The sequence below is a fragment of the Gilliamella sp. wkB18 genome, from assembly GCF_001690875.1.
GTDB lineage: Bacteria > Pseudomonadota > Gammaproteobacteria > Enterobacterales > Orbaceae > Gilliamella > Gilliamella apicola_A.
On sequence record NZ_LZHM01000091.1, the window covers coordinates 1 to 19,434 of the forward strand.

Here is a 19,434-nt window from a genome sequence, read left to right on the forward strand (position 1 = left end):
TTAATTATTAGATCTTTTTAAATCATGACATAATTCATATCAAAAATTAGCAATCAACTCTTTTTTTAAAAATAATAAATATAAAAAAAGTGCAATTAAGCACTTTTTAACATAGTAAAATCGATGAATAATTAATTGGCTACATTAATTCTTTTCATATCAATCATATAACTACGAAGTTTACGTCCTATGATCTCAATTGGATGATGACGGATCTGTTCGTTAACATCACGTAATAGTGCATTATCAACGCTACCTTCAGGGATTGCTTTACCAAGATCACCAGGTTGTAACATTGGCATAAATTTTTCTTTTAATAATGGTATTGCTGCATTGGCAAATAAATAGTTACCATATTCAGCAGTATCAGAAATTACTACATTCATTTCATATAAACGTTTACGTGCAATGGTGTTAGCAATTAATGGTAACTCGTGTAGTGATTCATAATAGGCAGATTCAGGTAAAATGCCAGATTCAAGCATGGTTTCGAACGCAAGTTCAACACCAGCTTTAACCATTGCAACCATAACAACGCCTTGATCAAAATAAGCTTGTTCATCAATTTTACCTTGATAGTCAGCAGCTTTTTCAAAGGCGGTTTCACCTGTTTCTTTACGCCATTTAAGTAGGTTAGCATCATCATTTGCCCAATCTTTCATCATAGTAGATGAAAACTCTCCTGAAATAATATTATCCATATGTTTACGATAAAGATCTGTCATGATCGCTTTTAATTTTTTTGCTAAAGCATTCGCGCGCAGTTTAGCTGGATTAGATAGACGATCCATCATTAAAGTAATCCCGCCTTGTTTTAGCGCTTCTGTGATCGTTTCCCAACCAAATTGGAGTAATTTACATGCATAAGCAGGATCAACACCATCTGCCACTAGCTTATCAAAACAAAGTAATGATCCTGTTTGTAGCATACCACAAAGAATTGTTTGTTCGCCCATTAAATCAGACTTTACTTCGGCAACAAATGACGATTGTAAAACACCTGCACGATGTCCACCAGTTGCGGCAGCCCATGCTTTAGCAATCGCTAGCCCCTCTCCTTTTGGATCATTTTCTGGGTGAACTGCGATCAGAGTCGGTACCCCAAAACCACGTTTATATTCTTCACGAACTTCAGTGCCAGGGCATTTAGGGGCTACCATCACAACTGTGATGTCAGAGCGAATCTTTTCTCCTACTTCAACAATATTAAATCCGTGAGAATAGCCAAGCGCAGAGCCTTTTTTCATTAACGGCTGAATAGCTTGAACAACGGTAGAATGTTGTTTGTCAGGAGTTAAATTGATAACAAGATCTGCTGTTGGAATTAATTCTTCATAACTTCCTACTTTAAAACCATTTTCAGTTGCTTTCTTCCATGATGGGCGTTTTTCAGCAATAGCCTCTTTACGTAATGCATAAGATATATCTAAACCTGAATCTCGCATATTAAGACCTTGGTTAAGACCTTGTGCTCCACAACCAATAATTACAATTTTTTTACCTTTTAAAAAATCAGATTCTGATGTAAATTCATCACGTTTCATAAAACGGCATTGCCCTAGCTGTTCTAATTTTTCTCGTAAATTTAGGGTATTAAAATAGTTTGACATAACGCTCTCCATGATTTGAGTTGTTAAAAATTAGTTAACTGGCACTATATATCAATTTTATTATTGCTAAAATTGATATATTTAAAACATTACGTTGCATAAATTGCAATATACTTGCCAAATAATATACTTTCTTTTACTCTAAGCCACCTTTCATCTATTGACTATTTTTTACAATATGGATACACGATATAAGCAAGCAAATAAAGAAGCGATTTTATCTTTATTAGTTACAGTAATTTATTTGATTGCATGGGTTGTCACTGCTTATAATATTGGCAATGAATCTGGCATTTTAGGTTTTCCCATGTGGTTTGAACTTTCTTGTATTATGTCTCCTTTGAGTTTTATTTTGCTATGCTGGGTGATTGTAAAATTTCAGTTCAAAAATATTTCTTTAGAACAAACTAAGTGATTAATGATGAATACCGACATTATTTTACCGATTTATATTTATCTCATTTTTGTGTTTGCCTTATCTATTTATGCTTATGTAAAACGAAAAAAAGTAAATCAATTTACCGATTATTTTATCGGTAATAGAACTATGGGAGGCTTTTTACTCGCAATGACCTTAGCAGCAACTTATATTAGTGCTAGCTCATTTATTGGCGGTCCAGGAGCAGCTTATAAATATGGATTAGGTTGGGTATTATTATCTATGATTCAAGTTCCTACTGTTTTGCTTTCACTTGGTATTTTAGGAAAGAAATTTGCTATTTTAGCACGTAAATATAATGCTATAACGTTAAGTGATATGCTTTATGCTCATTATAAAAATAAGATGATTGTCTGGTTTGCCAGTATTGCTCTTGTCGTTGCTTTTATTGGCGCTATGACTGTTCAGTTTGTCGGTGGAGCCCGTTTATTGCAATCTTCTGTTGGCATACCTTATCGCGTTGGATTATTAATTTTCGGCATTGGTACTGTCATTTATACCGCATTTGGTGGATTTAGAGCGAGTATTTTAAATGATGCTTTCCAAGGTTTAGTGATGATCATCGGCTCAATTTTGCTATTAACTGCAATTATTTATGCTGGTGGTGGGATTACCACAATTATTGATCGTTTAAAAGAAATTGATCCTGCTTTGTTATCTCCACAAGGTCCTAACAATTTCATGGATTTCCCTTTTATGGCATCATTTTGGGTATTAGTTTGTTTTGGTGTTGTAGGTTTACCACATACTGCTGTGCGTTGTATGGCTTACAAAAACAGTAAAGCCGTACATCAAGGTATCATCATTGGAACTATCGTAGTGACCATCATTATGTTAACTATGCACTTATCGGGTGCTCTTGGGAGAGCAATTATTGATGATTTAACCGTTCCAGATCTAATTATACCTACATTAATTATCCATGTATTACCTCCATTAGCAGCGGGTATTTTTTTAGCTGCGCCATTAGCTGCAATTATGTCGACAATCAATGCTCAATTATTACAAGTTTCATCTGTTATTATTAAAGATCTTTATTTAAGTATAAAGCCTAATACAAAATATAGTGACAAAATGTTAACCCGTATATCTATTAGTATTACTTTTATTTTTGGAGGATTACTGATATTAGCAGCCAAAAATCCACCAGATATGATTATTTGGTTAAATTTACTTGCGTTCGGTGGTTTAGAAGCGGTATTTTTATGGCCATTAATTCTTGGGCTTTATTGGAAAAATGCCAATGCAACTGGTGCATTTTGCTCAATGTTTGCTGGTGCTACGAGTTATGCTTTATTGGCTGCTTATAATATTAAAATTTATTCTTTCCATCCAATAGTTCCATCGTTAATTATTGGATTGGTTGTTTTCATTATTGCCAATATGTTTGGTAACACAGGAAAAAATTATGCCTTGGATTCAACTCAGAATTAATACTACTAGTGATCTTGCCGAACAAATTAGTGAACAATTAGAAGAATCAGGTGCATTATCAGTTACCTTTGAAGATACTTATGATACGCCTGTTTTTGAACCGTTACCTGGTGAAACAAAACTTTGGGGAAATACTGACGTTATCGGTCTGTATGATGATCAAATTGATTTGGATGAATTAAAAGTCATATTAGATCTTGAACAATATTCTTATAAAATTGAGCGATTAGAAGATAAAAATTGGGAACGTGAATGGATGGACAATTTCCATCCTATGCAATTTGGTAAACGCTTATGGATTTGTCCTAGCTGGCAAGAAGTTCCCGATCCTAAAGCCGTTAACATTATGCTAGACCCTGGTTTAGCTTTTGGGACAGGCACACATCCAACCACTGCCTTATGCTTAACTTGGCTAGATAGCTTAAATTTAAAAGACAAATTAGTTATAGATTATGGCTGTGGCTCAGGCATTTTAGCTATCGCAGCTTTAAAACTTGGCGCAAAACGTGTAATTGGTATTGATATTGATCCACAAGCAATTCAAGCGAGCCGTGATAATGCAGCTCGTAACAATGTTAGCAATAAATTAGAACTTTATTTAACTAAAGATATTCCTGATGCTTTACAAGCAGATGTCATTGTTGCAAATATCTTAGCTGGTCCATTAAAAGAACTTGAACCAAATATAAATAAACTTGTTAAACCATCCGGATTATTAGGTTTATCTGGGATACTTACAACCCAATCACATAGTGTTTGCACTGCTTATCGATCTCATTTTGAGCTTGATCCTGTTATTGAACAGGAAGAATGGTGTCGCATCACTGGTAAAAAAAAGTGAAAAATTGACGTTTTTCCCCTTTTAAGTTCGAGAAAAAATGCGTAATATAGCCAACTTAAATTTGCTAAATATTGGTAAGGTCACATTAAGAAATAACTTAATTGCCGCACCAATGGCTGGAATCAGTGACAAACCGTTTCGAAATTTATGCTACCGGTTTGGAGCAGGCATGACAATATCAGAAATGTTTTTGGCAAATTCAGATGTATGGCATACTGATAAATCAGCATTAAGAATTATCTCAGCTGATGATAAAGGTATACGTGCAGTACAACTTGTCGGATCCGATCCTGATGAGATGGCCAAAGCAGCTGAGTTTAATGTCAAACACGGTGCCCAATTGATTGATATCAATATGGGATGCCCAGCTAAAAAAGTTAATAAAAAACTAGCCGGTTCTGTATTAATGCAGTATCCAGAACTGATTAAAACCATTTTGCAAAAAGTTGTTGGCGCAGTTGATGTGCCTGTAACATTGAAAATGCGGACTGGATGGGATAAAAATCATAGAAATTGCATTGAAATCGCACAAATTGCGCAGGATTGTGGAGTAAAGGCTATTACTATTCATGGGCGCACTCGTGATTGCTTTTTCAATGGTGTAGCAGAATATGAATCAATAAAAGCAGTGAAAGAAAATGTTACAATTCCAGTAATTGCTAATGGTGATATTTGTACACCTAAACAAGCAAAAGATGTTTTTCAATATACGCAAGCTGATGCTATAATGGTCGGCCGAGCGGCACAAGGGCGACCTTGGATATTTGAAGAAATTGCATTCTATTTAACACATGGAAAGTTACAAAAAGAAAAAACGATTGATGAAGTGGAACAAGTAGTGCTTATGCACCTTGATGACCTTTATCAGTTTTATGGAGAATACAAAGGATTACGGATTGCTAGAAAGCATGTCAATTGGTATACCAAGAACTATGCTGATAGCGATCAATTTAGGCGCTTATTTAGTGTACTCAACAATACAAGTGAGCAAGTAAAAACACTAAAAGCATTTTTTAGTCAAATTAGATACAAACAAAAGAGTTAAGAATACTATGTCAGAACAACGCGTTACAGCTGCAGCACTTAAATTTACAACTGTAAACTCACAAGACCAAATAACACAAAAACCTTTGCGAGATTCTGTAAAGCAAGCATTAAAAAACTATTTATCACAATTAAATGGCGAAGATCCTAATGACTTATATGAATTAGTGTTAGCTGAAGTTGAACACCCATTCCTTGATATGGTTATGCAATATACACGTGGAAATCAAACTCGAGCAGCAAACATGCTAGGTATTAATCGTGGCACCTTACGCAAAAAATTAAAACAATATGGGATGAGTTAATCAATACTTATTGGCATGTTGTACATGATTGAAAAGCGTCTAATCTATTAGGCGCTTTTTTTATTAGTTAATTTTTAAAAAATTTGTCAGATTTGAGAAGTAAAATCAATAGACATATTGATAATGAAGTTTTACTAAAAGTTTGTTAAAATGTGACGATTTTTTAAATTTTTTAATCTGGAGAATTTTATGGCAGGTCATAGTAAATGGGCCAATACCAAGCACCGCAAAGCAGCGCAAGATGCAAAACGCGGTAAAATCTTTACCAAAATTATTCGTGAGCTGGTGACGGCAGCAAAAATAGGTGGTGGCGATCCAGCGTCAAATCCTCGTTTACGTGCAGCAATGGACAAAGCATTATCAAATAATATGACTCGTGACACCATGAATCGTGCAGTGGCTCGTGGAGTCGGAGGTGAGGATGATACTAATATGGAAACGATTATTTACGAAGGCTATGGTCCAGCTGGCACAGCAGTCATGGTTGAGTGTTTAAGTGATAATCGTAATCGGACAGTCTCAGAAGTACGACACGCCTTCACCAAAGCTGGAGGAAATTTAGGTACTGATGGTTCTGTTTCTTATTTATTTACCAAAAAAGGCGTTATTTCCTATCCAACTGGTACTGATGAAGATAAAGTGATGGATGCCGCACTTGAAGCTGGTGCAGATGATGTAATAACTTATGATGATGGTGCAATTGATGTATTTACGACACCTGAATCATTTGGTGAAATAAAAGATGTGCTTGATGCAGCAGGATTAGTGGCTGAATCAGCAGAAGTATCAATGATTCCAGCAACGAAAGTAGATCTTGATATTGAATCGGCACCAAAATTACTACGTCTTATCGATATGCTTGAAGATTGTGATGATGTCCAAGAAGTTTACCATAATGGTGAAGTTTCGGAAGAAGTTGCAGCAACACTTTAATGGCCATTATTTTAGGCATTGATCCTGGCTCTCGTTTGACGGGTTACGGTGTAATTCGTCAAACTGGGCGACAATTAACTTATCTTGGTAGTGGATGTATTCGTACTGCTGTAGATGACCTTCCTACACGTTTAAAGCGTATACATGCAGGTGTTAGTGAAATTATCTTCCAATTTCAACCCGATATATTTGCTATTGAACAAGTTTTTATGGCTCGTAATGCCGATTCAGCTTTAAAATTAGGACAAGCAAGAGGTTCAGCGATTGTTGCAGCTGTTAACAAAGACTTACCGGTCTTTGAATATGCTGCACGATTGGTTAAACAAAGTGTTGTAGGAACAGGCGCAGCAGATAAAAAGCAGGTTCAGCATATGGTGAAATTACTATTAAAACTACCAGCCTCCCCCCAAGCTGATGCAGCAGATGCTTTAGCAATAGCAATAACGCATGCTCATATGATACAACATTCAGTAAAATCTTATTAGTAAATTCAAGTTAACTACTTCTACATAATTAATACTAACTTAGTGTTAATTATGATTTACGTTTATCCTCTTTTAAAACAATTCCAATAAGTCTATTTTAATTGATACACGAGATTCCAATACACATAATAAAATCATTCAATCGTATTAATTAATAATATCTTGTTTTAAAAAACTAATTTATCAAAAAAAATGCACCAAATAAATTGGTGCATTTTTTAGCTTAAGCTAATACTAGTATCAAATTAGGTCTCATATTTCTTAACTTTATAATGGCTAAAATAAACTAGCTATACTAATTAAATCAATGAGCTAATCTTTAGATTTAGTTCTCTCTGTCGGTAAAACGACTTTATTTTTATGCTTTGTAAACACTTTTGTTACAAACAAAAAGAACAATGGAACATAAAATATTGCTAAAAAGGTTGCTGTTAACATACCACCAATTACACCAGTACCTACTGCATTTTGACTTGCAGATCCCGCACCACTATTTAATGCTAGAGGTAGTACCCCTAAAATAAAAGCAAATGAAGTCATTAAAATCGGACGCAAACGAAGCCGACAAGCTTCAAGGGTGGCATCCATTAATGATTTACCCTCTTTTTCAAGAGCATCTTTGGCAAATTCAACAATTAAGATAGCATTCTTTGCTGATAGCCCCATTGTTGTTAATAACCCCACGATAAAATAAATGTCGTTATCCAGTCCTCTAAACATAGTTGCAAACACAGTCCCTAAGATACCTAAAGGAATAACAAATAAGATCGAAATTGGTACACTCCAACTTTCATATAAAGCTGCTAACGACAAGAACACCACTATAATAGAAATAATATAAAGTGTTGTTGTCTGTGAACCAGTTTGACGTTCTTGATAAGAAATATCTGTCCAATCAAAAGTAAACCCTTTCGGTAAATGTTTAGATAACTCTTCCATCACAGCCATTGCTTGACCAGAACTCAAACCAGGAGCGGCAGATCCACTAATACCCATAGCAGCGACACCATCGTAACGGACTAATGATGGTGAACCATAGCTTTTAGATGTAGTTGCAAAAGCATCATACGGCACCATCTGACCATTTTTGTTTTTTACATGCCAATGACTAAAATCATCAGGCAACATACGATATGGTGCATCAGATTGTAAATATACTTTCTTAACTCGGTTATTATAAACAAAGTCATCAATATAAGCAGAACCTAAGGCTGTTGATAATACATTATTAACGCTACTTACCGAAATGCCAAGAGCTTGTGCCGTTTCAAAATCAACATTAATTTTATATTGTGGAACATCTAACATACTTGCAGGACGTACTTGTTGTAAATCAGGATGTTTTGAAGCTTCACCTAAAATTTGGAAAAATGCGCCGACTAATGCATCATGCCCTAATCCAGCAGAATCTTTTAACATGTAAGAAAAACCGTTTGCCATACCCAATGAAGGCACTGCAGGCAAATTGGTCACAATGACTCGTCCTTCCGTTATAGTAGAAGCATAACCCATACCACTTCTTGCTAAGGCATCCACCTTTTGATCTGCACGTTTACGTATATCCCAATCTTTTAATCGTATAAAACCAAGCCCCATGTTTTGCCCACGTCCAACCATACTAAAACCAGCTACTGTAAACACTTCCTTCACTGAATCAGCTTTTTTCTCCATATAGAATTTTGTGGTTTTATCTAATACAGACATGGTTTGTTCTAATGTCGATCCAGGAGGCAATTCTACCAAAACAATAAGAACCCCTTGATCTTCATTAGGTAAAAATCCTGTTGGTAAACGATTAAATCCAAATACTAATCCTACAATGATCAACACATAGCAAACAAAAGCAATTAGAGGATAACGAATTACTTTTATTACACCTTTTTCATAGGCACGTAAACTTTTATCATAAAAGTGATTGAACCAATCAAAAAATATTTTTGTCCATTTAGAACACCAACTAAATGGAGGTACATTTTCTAAATTTTCAACAAATGAAGTCTTATTAGATTTATTTTTAGAAGGTGCTTTCAATATTTGGGCACAAAGAGCAGGCGTTAATACAATTGCCATAATAACTGACAATCCCATCGCCGTTACAATAGTAATAGAAAATTGACGATAAATTCCTCCGGCAGCACCACCATAAAATGCCATTGGCACAAAAACGGCAGACAGAACAACGGCTATCCCTACTAACGCAGATGTTATCTGCTCCATTGATTTAACTGTTGCAGCATAAGGTGATAAACCTTCATCATGCATAATACGCTCAACGTTTTCAATAACGACTATTGCATCATCGACCAGAAGACCAATCGCCAGTACCATAGCAAACATCGATAATGTATTGATGGTAAACCCACAAATATACAAAATGGCGAACGTCCCTAATAGTACAACAGGAACCGTAATTGTTGGTATAAGTGTTGAACGAAGATTCTGCAAAAACACATACATAACGATAACAACCAAAATAATTGCCTCGATAAGTGTGTGTATTACATTGTTAATGGAAAGTTTAACAAATGGTGTAGTATCGTATGGATAAGCAAACTTAATATCCTCAGGAAAGATTTGAGACAACTCTTTAATCTTCTTATCTACCTGTTCAGAAGTATCTAATTGGTTAGCGCCAGTTGCTAAATATATCCCAAGACCTGCTGATGCCTTACCATCATAACGAGAGATAAAACTATAATCAGCAGCGCCTATTTCAACTTTTGCCACATCTTTTAATAAGATGTTAGAACCATCCGTATTAACACGAAGTAAAATATTTTGGAATTGCTCAGGTGTTTTTAAACGTGATTGGGCAGTAATAGTAGCATTTAATTGTTGACCATCAATTACCGGTAATGCACCTAGTTGTCCTGCAGTTACTTGAGCATTTTGAGATTGAATAGCAGCAGTAATTTCTTCAATAGATAAATTAAAATAAGTTAATTTATTAGGATCAAGCCAAATACGCATCGCATATTCTGAGCCGAATAACTGTGTATCACCAACACCTTGCACACGTCGAATTGGATCTTGTACCGTTGAGTAAACAAAGTCAGCAATATCTGCTTGTGTTTTTAATGGGTTAGTCGAATAGAAACCGATAACTTTTAAAAAGTTAGTATTATTTTTAGCTACTGAAACACCATTTTTTTGTACACTTTCAGGTAAACGAGATTTTATACTCTCTACTTTATTTAATACTTGTACTTGCGCAAAATCTGGACTCGTACCTGGTGAGAAGGTTAACGTTGTTTGAACCACACCTTGTGCACTACTGGTTGATTTCATGTATATTAAATTATCAAGTCCAGTTAAATTCTGTTCTATCAGCTGGGTAACAGTATTCTCAATTGTTTGAGCATCCGCACCTGGATAGCTTGCGGTAACAGTGACTGCTGGTGGAGCGATATCTGGATATTGTTCGACAGCTAAAAGCTTTATACATAAAGCACCGCCGAGCATCATCATGATAGCGATTACCCATGCAAAAACAGGTCTATCAATAAAAAACTTAGCCATAATTAAATCTACCCCTGCTTTATTTCACACTGTTTTTGATGATACTATCTAACTGCTCTTGAGTAAGCATTGCTGGTTCACCAACTATTTTACCTTTCATTGGTTTACCCATCTCAACTCCAGTTAAATTAAGTAATCCAGTTGTAATAACTTGTTCACCAATATCAATACCTTTAGTTATAATCCAATATCCGTTAATCCCCGTATAAACTTGTATATTTTGGCGATATTCAATCGTGTTATCAGGTTTTAAAATTTTAGCGGTATATTGCCCAAGTTTATTACTCGTAATACCTTGTTGAGGAACTATAACTGCATTTTTAATATAACCAAGAGTCATTTGCGGTTTAACAAACATACCAGGGAGAATTTTACCTTCAGTATTAGGGAATTGAGAACGTAAAGTTACAGTACCAGTTGTTTCATTAACTGTCATATCGGAAAATTTAATATTACCAGAATAAGCGTATTTTGAACCATCACTAAAATAGAGTTCAACATTGTTTTCTTTAGCCGGCTCATAAATGACATTTTGATCTTGTAGATATTTGTTATAACGTGTCGCAGCCTCTGTCATATCCACATAAATTGGATCAAGTTGTTGAACTAAGGCTAATGCAGTTGATTGACCTGCTGAAACCAAAGCCCCTTCAGTAACACTTGATTTACCAATATAACCATTAATTGGTGAATACACTTTAGTATAATCTAAATTTACTTTTGCGGTATGCTCAGCTGCTTGCGCAACAAGCACTTTAGCTTCAGCCTGTTTAGCATCTGCTGCAGCTTTATCATAATCTTGTTGACTGATGGATTTGGTATTCAGTAGACCTGCGTAACGTTTTAAAGTCAGTTGCGCAATACTTGCATTAGCTTTAGCACTAGCAACACTGGCAACGGCACTATCGTAATTAGCTTGATAAATGGCAGGGTCGATTTGATAAAGTGATTGACCAGCTTTCACATTCGAACTTTCATCGAATTCACGTTTTAAAACAATTCCACCGACCTGAGGTCTAATTTCAGCAATTTGAGATGCAACAACTCGACCTGGTAATCCAATTTTTAAAGTATAAGTTAATGGTTCCACTTTAAATACGGTTACTTTCGGCGTTTGATTACTACCATTTTGTGATTGCGTATTATCACAACTTGTTAATAAAAATAAGCTGGTTAGTGCCACTGGCACAGTTAATAGTAGCTTGTTAAATCTCATATAAAAATGACCTCAGTAACTTAATTGTTATTTTTAAGACAATGAATCTTATTTAAAAGTAACGGATGATTTTACAAAAAACAGGCATAAATTGTAAATATCTTTACGAGTTAATAGCACAGAGTTCTAAAAAATAAATTTATAGAGTTCCTATAAAAAATTTGTATTGATAAATAGGATTCTTCTTGGAAATAAAGTATTATATTTCGGTTGATTTGAGGTGCAAAAAGTATCTTATATAAAATGATAATGGTATAATACAACGCATCTATGTACTGTTATCCAATAAAAAATTATTTAATTTACAAATAAATGATTAAAATTTTGCATTGTTTTACGCCGTAATCATTTTTATTCAAAATATTATTGAATAAGATGAGTCGATATTAATTTAAATTCTGAGATGGTTATTATGGATAATTTACGTATTGTTCTAATTGTTATTGCATCCTTGGTCATAATTGCATTATTGATACATGGATTTTGGATTAATAAAAAAGAACGTTCTTCTCTCTTTGATTCTGATAAGAAAAACAAAGTTATGCCCAATACTCAACAGCAAGAGAATCTTTATATCAATGAAGCTGAAGAAGATGATGTGGTATTAATCAAAACAAAAAATACAATTAATATTGAAAAAACATCTAAAGAAGTTGAAAAAGAACCTATTCCACAACAAGAAGATCTCTTTACTAATAATAATGATACTAAAACAGAATTTACTTCTGATCCTGTAATCAGCGTTCATAGTGATCTTTTCGACAAGGAACCAGTTGCTAATCCACCACAAACAAGGTGTAGTGAAAAAGCTGAATCTAATAAAAATGTTAAAAATGAAGTCAATAAAAACCAGCCTAATAAAGAAATGGCAAAAACAGACTTATCTATAAAAAATAATACATCTGAAAAATTAAATCTAAATCCTGAAGAAAGTAAAACTGAAATTATTGTTTTAAATGTTACAGGTATAAATGGCAAATTGTTACAAGGTGATGTGTTGTTAGCTAGTATTATGCAATCAGGTTTTCAATTTGGTGATATGAGAATTTTTCATCGCCATGTTGATCCAGCCGGAAACGGTCCTGTTTTGTTTAGTTTAGCGAATATGATTAATCCTGGGCATTTAGATCCTGAAACAATGCACGAATTTACAACCCCTGGTGTATCAATTTTTATGATTGCGCCAACTCAAGGTAACAATCAACAAAACTTTAAATTAATGTTACAAACAGCACAACGTATTGCTGATGATGTGGACGGTGTAGTATTGGATGATAAACAACATATGTTAACCCCACAAAAAATTGATAGCTATAAAGAACGTATTAAAAAAGCTTGTAACGAAATTTAAACAACAATATTTTAACAAATCTCTTAACACTATTGCCACCAACTTATGTTGTTGGTAATAGTCTGCATGTTGTACAACTTGTAAATAAAATTTAAATATTTTTTAAAAAATAACATCTAATAAAGCTAATGCGATATGTGTGTAATGATATTTCCTATATCACATTTTAATTTTAAGAGCCTATTATCATGTCACTATCAAATAAATCTGAAAACGCAACAAACAGTTTAATATCAATACAACAAACAACAAAAGAATTAACAACTTTACGTGATGTGATTAGGCATCATGAATATTGTTACTATGTGTTAGATGCACCAGAGATACCTGATGCCGAATATGATAAACTTATTAAACAACTTCAAACATTAGAACAATTATATCCAGAACTTATCACGCCAGATTCTCCGACCCAACGTGTTGGTGGTTCACCTTTATCACAATTTGCATCCATAAAACATGAACTGCCAATGCTTTCACTTGATAATGTTTTTGATGAACAAAGTTTTATTGCATTTAATAAACGTATAAAAGATCGTTTGCGCTTAAGTGAAAATGAATCTATCGAATATTGTTGTGAACTCAAATTAGATGGTTTAGCTGTCAGTTTACTATACGAAAAAGGTCATCTTGCCCGCGCAGCAACACGTGGAGATGGAACCACTGGTGAAGATATAACTACAAACGTTAGAACCATTAAAACCATACCCTTGGTATTAAAAGGCAAAAATATCCCCAATCGATTGGAAGTACGCGGTGAAGTATTTATGACACACAAAGGCTTTGCCAAGCTAAATGCCGATGCTGTAAAACGGAATGAAAAAATATTTGCTAATCCTCGTAATGCTGCTGCAGGTTCATTAAGACAATTAGATCCTAAAATAACCGCTAAAAGACCATTAACCTTTTTATGTTATGGCGTAGGAATCATAGAAGGAACTCCATTACCTGATACACACTATGCACGTTTAATGCAATTTAAAACTTGGGGTTTACCTATCAGTGACAAAGTACAACTACGTCAAGGTGCAAAAGCGGCGTTAGATTATTTCAAACAAATTGGTGAAGAACGCATGTCATTAGATTTTGATATCGATGGTGTGGTTATCAAAGTCAATAGTATTGCATTACAAAACGAACTTGGTTTTGTTGCTCGAGCTCCTCGTTGGGCAACCGCATTTAAATTCCCTGCTCAAGAAGAAGTCACACAATTAAAGAAAGTAGACTTTCAAGTTGGGCGCACAGGGGCAATCACACCTGTTGCAAGACTTGAGCCTGTCTCAGTAGCAGGGGTGATTGTCAGTAATGCAACTTTGCATAATAGTGATGAAATAGAAAGATTAGGTGTACGCGAAGGAGATTATGTATCAATTCGCCGGGCTGGCGATGTTATTCCAAAAATTGTTTCGGTACTATTAGATAAAAGACCTGCTGATACCAAAGCGATAATTTTTCCCACTCACTGCCCTATTTGTGATTCACTTGTTGTTAGAGATGAAGGTCAAGCTATTTCTCGATGTGCAGGTGGATTAATCTGTCCTGCGCAACGTAAAGAAGCATTAAAACATTTTATTTCTCGTCGAGCGATGAATGTTGACGGTATGGGCGATAAACTTATTGAACAATTAGTTGATAAATGTTACGTCAAAACCCCAGCCGATCTCTATAAACTTACAGTACCTATACTCTGCTCTTTAGACAAAGTAGGGGAAAAATCAGCTAATAACTTAATTAATGCGTTAAATACATCTAAAAACACAACATTAAGCCGTTTTATTTTCGCTCTTGGCATACCCAACGTAGGTGAAGTGACAGCCGAAAATCTCGTTAATCATTTTGGTAATTTACTCGCTATAGAAAATGCTACACTTGAACAATTACAATTGGTTAATGATATTGGCATAGTGATTGCCGAAAGTATTGTAGACTTTTTTCAAGAACCGCATAATCGTAATATAATTGAACAGCTAACAAGTGACGAAATTGGTATTCATTGGCAAAATGTTGATCCACAAGCACAAATGTCTGGAGCCAATTCCCCTTTTTCCGGAAAAACCATTGTTCTAACAGGTACTTTATCGGTTTTAACTCGCGATGAAGCAAAAGAAAAATTAAAACAACTAGGCGCAAAAGTAACCGGTAGCGTATCGAAAAACACTGATTTAGTTATTGCTGGTAAAGCTGCAGGATCAAAATTAGATAAAGCTCAAGAGCTAGGTATCAAAGTTATTGATGAACAAGAAATGTTAGATTTATTAGATAAATAAGTATATTTTGGAATTGTTAGATTATAAAAAATATCTAACAATCCAATCTTAAGGAGAAAATAATGCCATTATTAGATAGTTTTAAAGTTGATCATACCAAAATGAAAGCGCCCTTTGTACGAATTGCTAAAACCATGGTAACCCCAAAAGGCGATAATATAACGGTATTTGATTTACGTTTTACCATTCCAAACAAAGATCTGCTACCCGAAAAAGGAATCCATACCCTTGAACATCTTTTTGCTGGATTTATGAGAGAGCATCTCAATAGTGATAAAGTTGAAATTATTGATATTTCCCCAATGGGATGCCGTACTGGATTTTACATGTCTTTAATAGGCATGCCTGATGAATCATTGGTAATTGAAGCATGGCAAAAATCAATGAATGACGTTTTAAAAGTAAAATCACAAAAAGAAATCCCAGAGCTTAATGAATATCAATGTGGCACTTATAAAATGCATTCACTTGAAGAGGCAAAAGCAATTGCTAAAAAAATTATTCAAAGCAATATAAACGTATGTCAAAATAAAGATATTGCATTAACCGAAGATCAGCTTGCTCAAATAAAGTACTAGGAGTTTTTATGCCAAACGTTGTTATCGATTTTTTAGAAGGTCGCACAGTAGAACAAAAAAGAGAGATGGCAAAGCGTGTCACAGATGCCATTGTTGAAACATTAAATTGCAAACGTGAAGCAGTCCAAATCATTATGCATGAGATATCGCAAGATCAAATCGCCAATGGCGGCATATTACGTTGTGATAAAAAATAACCCAAAAGGTATTTATTATTGTTTTGATAAAAACAATGCCTTTTAATCTATCAAATAATGACTACATTTTTATTACATAACAACATTGCTATAACCTCAAAATACTTTATATATTTTGAGGTAAGCCTTAATAATCAATAATTATTCATGATTACAGTGGTGCAAATGAAGTAAATGCCCCATTTTGTTTACTTTGGTTTCCAAATAATGCTCATTATTTGGATTTTCACCAACTTCTAAAGGCACTCTCTCGGTAATTTGAATGCCAGCTTGCTCAAGAACTCTTATTTTTTCTGGATTATTAGTTAATAATCGTATTTGTGTCACGCCTAACAAAGTCAATATATCTGCACACAATGTAAAATCTCGCTCATCTGCAGCAAAACCCAATTGCTCATTTGCTTCAACAGTATCAAGCCCTTTATCTTGTAGTGCATAAGCTCTAATTTTATTGAGCAAACCAATATTACGTCCTTCTTGGCGATGATAAATTAGAATACCTTTCCCTTCTTTTGCAATTTGCTTTAATGCTGCTTCAAGTTGAAAACCACAATCACAACGTAAACTAAACAACGCATCTCCGGTTAAACACTCTGAATGAATTCTCGTAAGAATCGGAACAGGTTCTGTAATATCACCAAATATTAATGCAACATGATCTTTACTTGTTGCAATTTCTTCAAATCCAGCAATCGTAAAACATCCCCACGGTGTTGGTAATTTAGCTTGTGCAATATGTCTTAATTGCATTATTATCTCCGTATTAAATAAAAACATAGATGTGGTATCCTCTTAAAAATAGATAACCATCTATGCTAAAATAGACAGCACATAATGCTTAATTGAGTTTTAAAATGAGGTTAGTTATCAAAAAAACAATAGCAGTATTAGCTATTTTTTTAATTGTGCCACTTACTATTATAGTCATAAATTGGCATTGGCAGCCAAATAGTTTAAATATTACATCAGAATATTTTTTCTGGGTAACAGAAACAGCAAGTATTTACTGGGCTTTAATTACCTCGGTCTTTTTATTGATACTATTTTGCCTATTATTACCTAATAAATCCATAAAAAATATAATATCGTTAAGTTTGATTTTAGTAACTGCACTATTTATTGGACAAGTAATTAAATCCATGATAAAAAATCAAACAACTAAAGCAAGACCTTACGTATTGTGGATGGCAAAAGAATATAACATCAATGACAAGTTTTTTTACTCTCTACCGAAACCGGAAAGAAAAGTACTCATTGAAAAAACATTAAATGACTCACCAATAATTCCTAGCTGGCTCGCTAAACATTGGCAGAACGAAACGGGCTATTCATTCCCTTCTGGACATACGTTATTTGCAGCGACATTTGCTTTTTTAGCAATAACATTATTTGGTTTTAAACGTCATTATATTGTTGTATCAATTATCATTCTATGGACGGGGTTAATTGAAATAAGTCGCTTATTGCTTGGTATGCATAGACCAGAAGATTTAGCACTCGGCATTATAATAGCTTGGAGTATTTCATTAATCTGCTGTTTTTATGCCCGAAAATATCATATAGTAGAGAAATAACTTTAAGAAAAATGATTCAAAATTCAGCGAGAATTTTATTAAAGACCAGCTTTTAACACTGCTTTATAAAAATAAATGCAGAAATATATAAATAAACCATTAATAAAAAAGATGTTCAGATAAAAATAGAAAGGTCAACGTTATGAAATTAATTATATTGGTTCTATTGATAATTGCCATTTTTGCCATATCTATAGCACTAGGAGCAGCCAATGATCAGGTTGTAACATTTAATTATTTAGTCGCAAAATCAGAAGTACGCATATCTGTTTTACTCGGAATTTTATTTGGTTCTGGTTTCATTGTAGGTTGGTTTGTAACAGGTATATTTTTTCTCAAATCAAAATTACAACACTCATCGACTAAACGTAAATTGAATAAATTACAAAAAAAATATGATGAAGATTTAGCAAATCATCAAAAAACACAATTAACAAAAATCGATTAAGAAAAGAGATTATGTTTGAACTGTTATTTCTATTGCTTCCTATTGCCGCTGCATATGGCTGGTATATGGGTGACAGAAATGCAAAACAAAAATATTTAGCTCAATCGAATCGATTATCACGTGAATATGTCGATGGTCTTAATTTTCTTTTATCGAATCAAAAAGACAAAGCTGTCGATCTATTCTTAGACATGTTAAAAGAAGATGAAGGCACACTTGAAGCACATCTAACGTTAGGAAATTTATTTCGATCTCGGGGCGAGGTGGATAGAGCGATACGCATTCATCAAGCTTTGATGGAAAGTTCTTCATTAACTTTCGATCAGCGATTATTAGCTATTCAGCAATTAGGCAGAGACTATATGATAGCCGGTCTATACGATCGTGCTGAAGGCATGTTTTTACAATTAATTGATGAAGAAGACTTTCAACAACACGCTTTACAACAACTTATCATTATTTACCAATCAACTAGTGAATGGATAAGTGCCATCAATGCAGCAACAAAACTGGTTAAATTAGGCAATATTAAATATAAAACAGATATAGCTCAATTTTATTGTGAGTTAGCATCCTTAGCAATGGCAAATGAAGATTTAGACAAAGCTTATGTTTTTTTACAAAAATCAGCGTCTGCTGACTCCACATGTGCACGAACATCACTCATGTTGGGAAGAGTACTTATGGTACAAAATAAAACTGAACAAGCGATCGAATCATTTCAACAAATTTTACATCAGGACAAAGCATTCATTGGTGAAGCATTACCATTACTAAAAGATTGTTATCAACAGCTTGATAATCAATATGAATTTCAACAATTTTTACAACAATGTGTTGAACAAGACACTGGTAGTGTAGCTGAGCTCATGTTTGCAGATATTATTGAAAAACAAAAAGGGCTTGATGCGGCACAATATTACATGTATCGAGAACTCATTAAACATCCTAATTTAAAAGGATTTTATCGATTAATGGATTATCATGTAGCAGATGCAGAACAAGGTAAAGCAAGAGAAAGTTTATTACTTTTACGTAATATGGTAGGAGAACAAATAAAAGCGGTACCAAATTATCGCTGCCAAAAATGTGGATTCACAGTTAACTCTATTTATTGGTTATGTCCGGCTTGCCGTTCTTGGTCGACCATCAAACCTGTTCGTGATTTTGAACAACATTCAAATAAAGAGTAA

18 protein-coding genes are annotated in these 19,434 nt (G+C 34.2%); 14 read left to right on the forward strand and 4 right to left on the reverse strand.

The features are described 5' to 3' along the window. Positions 1-131: 131 nt before the first annotated feature. Positions 132-1,610, reverse strand: coding sequence for a ketol-acid reductoisomerase (gene ilvC, locus A9G48_RS09410; RefSeq protein WP_065576121.1), 1,479 nt, complete (start codon positions 1,608-1,610; stop codon positions 132-134). 178 nt (positions 1,611-1,788) lie between these two features. On the opposite strand from ilvC, the gene A9G48_RS09415 reads away from it, so the two are divergent. The 7 genes from A9G48_RS09415 (at position 1,789) to ruvC (ending at position 7,091) form a co-directional block, all read left to right on the forward strand. After that, positions 1,789-2,025, forward strand: coding sequence for a YhdT family protein (locus A9G48_RS09415; protein WP_034946599.1), 237 nt, complete (start codon positions 1,789-1,791; stop codon positions 2,023-2,025). 6 nt (positions 2,026-2,031) lie between these two features. Next, positions 2,032-3,483: a sodium/pantothenate symporter gene (gene panF, locus A9G48_RS09420; RefSeq protein ID WP_034946602.1), complete on the forward strand. Its 1,452-nt coding sequence runs from the start codon at positions 2,032-2,034 to the stop codon at positions 3,481-3,483. Then, a complete protein-coding gene (gene prmA / locus A9G48_RS09425; RefSeq protein WP_034946605.1) occupies positions 3,458-4,324 on the forward strand; it encodes a 50S ribosomal protein L11 methyltransferase in 867 nt (288 codons plus the stop codon). The genes panF and prmA overlap by 26 nt, the downstream gene beginning before the upstream one ends. Before the next feature lie 37 nt (positions 4,325-4,361). Further along, on the forward strand, positions 4,362-5,369 hold the full coding sequence (dusB, locus tag A9G48_RS09430; protein ID WP_034946608.1) for a tRNA dihydrouridine synthase DusB: 1,008 nt from the start codon (positions 4,362-4,364) through the stop codon (positions 5,367-5,369). Between the two features lie 7 nt (positions 5,370-5,376). Continuing rightward, positions 5,377-5,673 carry a DNA-binding transcriptional regulator Fis gene (gene fis, locus A9G48_RS09435; RefSeq protein ID WP_025315996.1) on the forward strand — a complete coding sequence of 99 codons (297 nt, stop codon included), beginning with the start codon at positions 5,377-5,379 and terminating at the stop codon, positions 5,671-5,673. Positions 5,674-5,862: 189 nt separating this feature from the next. Further along, positions 5,863-6,606, forward strand: coding sequence for a YebC/PmpR family DNA-binding transcriptional regulator (locus tag A9G48_RS09440; RefSeq protein ID WP_034946615.1), 744 nt, complete (start codon positions 5,863-5,865; stop codon positions 6,604-6,606). Further along, positions 6,606-7,091 carry a crossover junction endodeoxyribonuclease RuvC gene (gene ruvC, locus A9G48_RS09445; RefSeq protein ID WP_051825291.1) on the forward strand — a complete coding sequence of 162 codons (486 nt, stop codon included), beginning with the start codon at positions 6,606-6,608 and terminating at the stop codon, positions 7,089-7,091. The genes A9G48_RS09440 and ruvC overlap by 1 nt, the downstream gene beginning before the upstream one ends. 312 nt (positions 7,092-7,403) lie before the next feature. On the opposite strand, the gene A9G48_RS09450 is transcribed toward ruvC, so the two are convergent. Then, positions 7,404-10,610: an efflux RND transporter permease subunit gene (locus tag A9G48_RS09450; RefSeq protein ID WP_034946618.1), complete on the reverse strand. Its 3,207-nt coding sequence runs from the start codon at positions 10,608-10,610 to the stop codon at positions 7,404-7,406. A 19-nt stretch (positions 10,611-10,629) separates the two neighbouring features. After that, positions 10,630-11,826, reverse strand: coding sequence for an efflux RND transporter periplasmic adaptor subunit (locus A9G48_RS09455; RefSeq protein WP_051825294.1), 1,197 nt, complete (start codon positions 11,824-11,826; stop codon positions 10,630-10,632). A 409-nt stretch (positions 11,827-12,235) separates the two neighbouring features. Here A9G48_RS09455 and zipA point away from each other — a divergent pair, with 409 nt between their 5' ends. From zipA to A9G48_RS09475, 4 genes are all read left to right on the forward strand, one after another. Continuing rightward, positions 12,236-13,177 (forward strand): cell division protein ZipA, encoded by a 942-nt coding sequence (zipA, locus tag A9G48_RS09460; protein WP_442903343.1) that lies wholly within the window; start codon positions 12,236-12,238, stop codon positions 13,175-13,177. 236 nt (positions 13,178-13,413) lie between these two features. Continuing rightward, positions 13,414-15,444 carry an NAD-dependent DNA ligase LigA gene (ligA, locus tag A9G48_RS09465; protein WP_442903344.1) on the forward strand — a complete coding sequence of 677 codons (2,031 nt, stop codon included), beginning with the start codon at positions 13,414-13,416 and terminating at the stop codon, positions 15,442-15,444. A 62-nt stretch (positions 15,445-15,506) separates the two neighbouring features. Beyond that, positions 15,507-16,022, forward strand: a complete 516-nt coding sequence (luxS, locus tag A9G48_RS09470; protein ID WP_034946624.1) for an S-ribosylhomocysteine lyase — start codon at positions 15,507-15,509, stop codon at positions 16,020-16,022. 8 nt (positions 16,023-16,030) lie between these two features. Next, a complete protein-coding gene (locus A9G48_RS09475) occupies positions 16,031-16,219 on the forward strand; it encodes a 2-hydroxymuconate tautomerase (protein ID WP_065568975.1) in 189 nt (62 codons plus the stop codon). A gap of 141 nt (positions 16,220-16,360) precedes the next feature. Here the strand turns inward: A9G48_RS09475 and ribA are convergent, their stop codons facing one another. Beyond that, entirely contained in the window at positions 16,361-16,969 is a 609-nt protein-coding gene (gene ribA, locus A9G48_RS09480; protein WP_034946627.1) for a GTP cyclohydrolase II, read from the reverse strand. Positions 16,970-17,073: 104 nt separating this feature from the next. Between ribA and A9G48_RS09485 the strand changes: the two genes are divergently transcribed. The 3 genes from A9G48_RS09485 to lapB all read left to right on the forward strand — a co-directional run bounded on the left by A9G48_RS09485 (position 17,074) and on the right by lapB (position 19,434). After that, positions 17,074-17,793 carry a phosphatase PAP2 family protein gene (locus A9G48_RS09485; protein ID WP_051825298.1) on the forward strand — a complete coding sequence of 240 codons (720 nt, stop codon included), beginning with the start codon at positions 17,074-17,076 and terminating at the stop codon, positions 17,791-17,793. Between the two features lie 142 nt (positions 17,794-17,935). Beyond that, positions 17,936-18,241 carry a LapA family protein gene (locus tag A9G48_RS09490; protein ID WP_034946630.1) on the forward strand — a complete coding sequence of 102 codons (306 nt, stop codon included), beginning with the start codon at positions 17,936-17,938 and terminating at the stop codon, positions 18,239-18,241. 11 nt (positions 18,242-18,252) lie between these two features. Next, complete coding sequence (gene lapB, locus A9G48_RS09495) at positions 18,253-19,434, forward strand: lipopolysaccharide assembly protein LapB (protein ID WP_034946633.1); 1,182 nt, start codon at positions 18,253-18,255, stop codon at positions 19,432-19,434.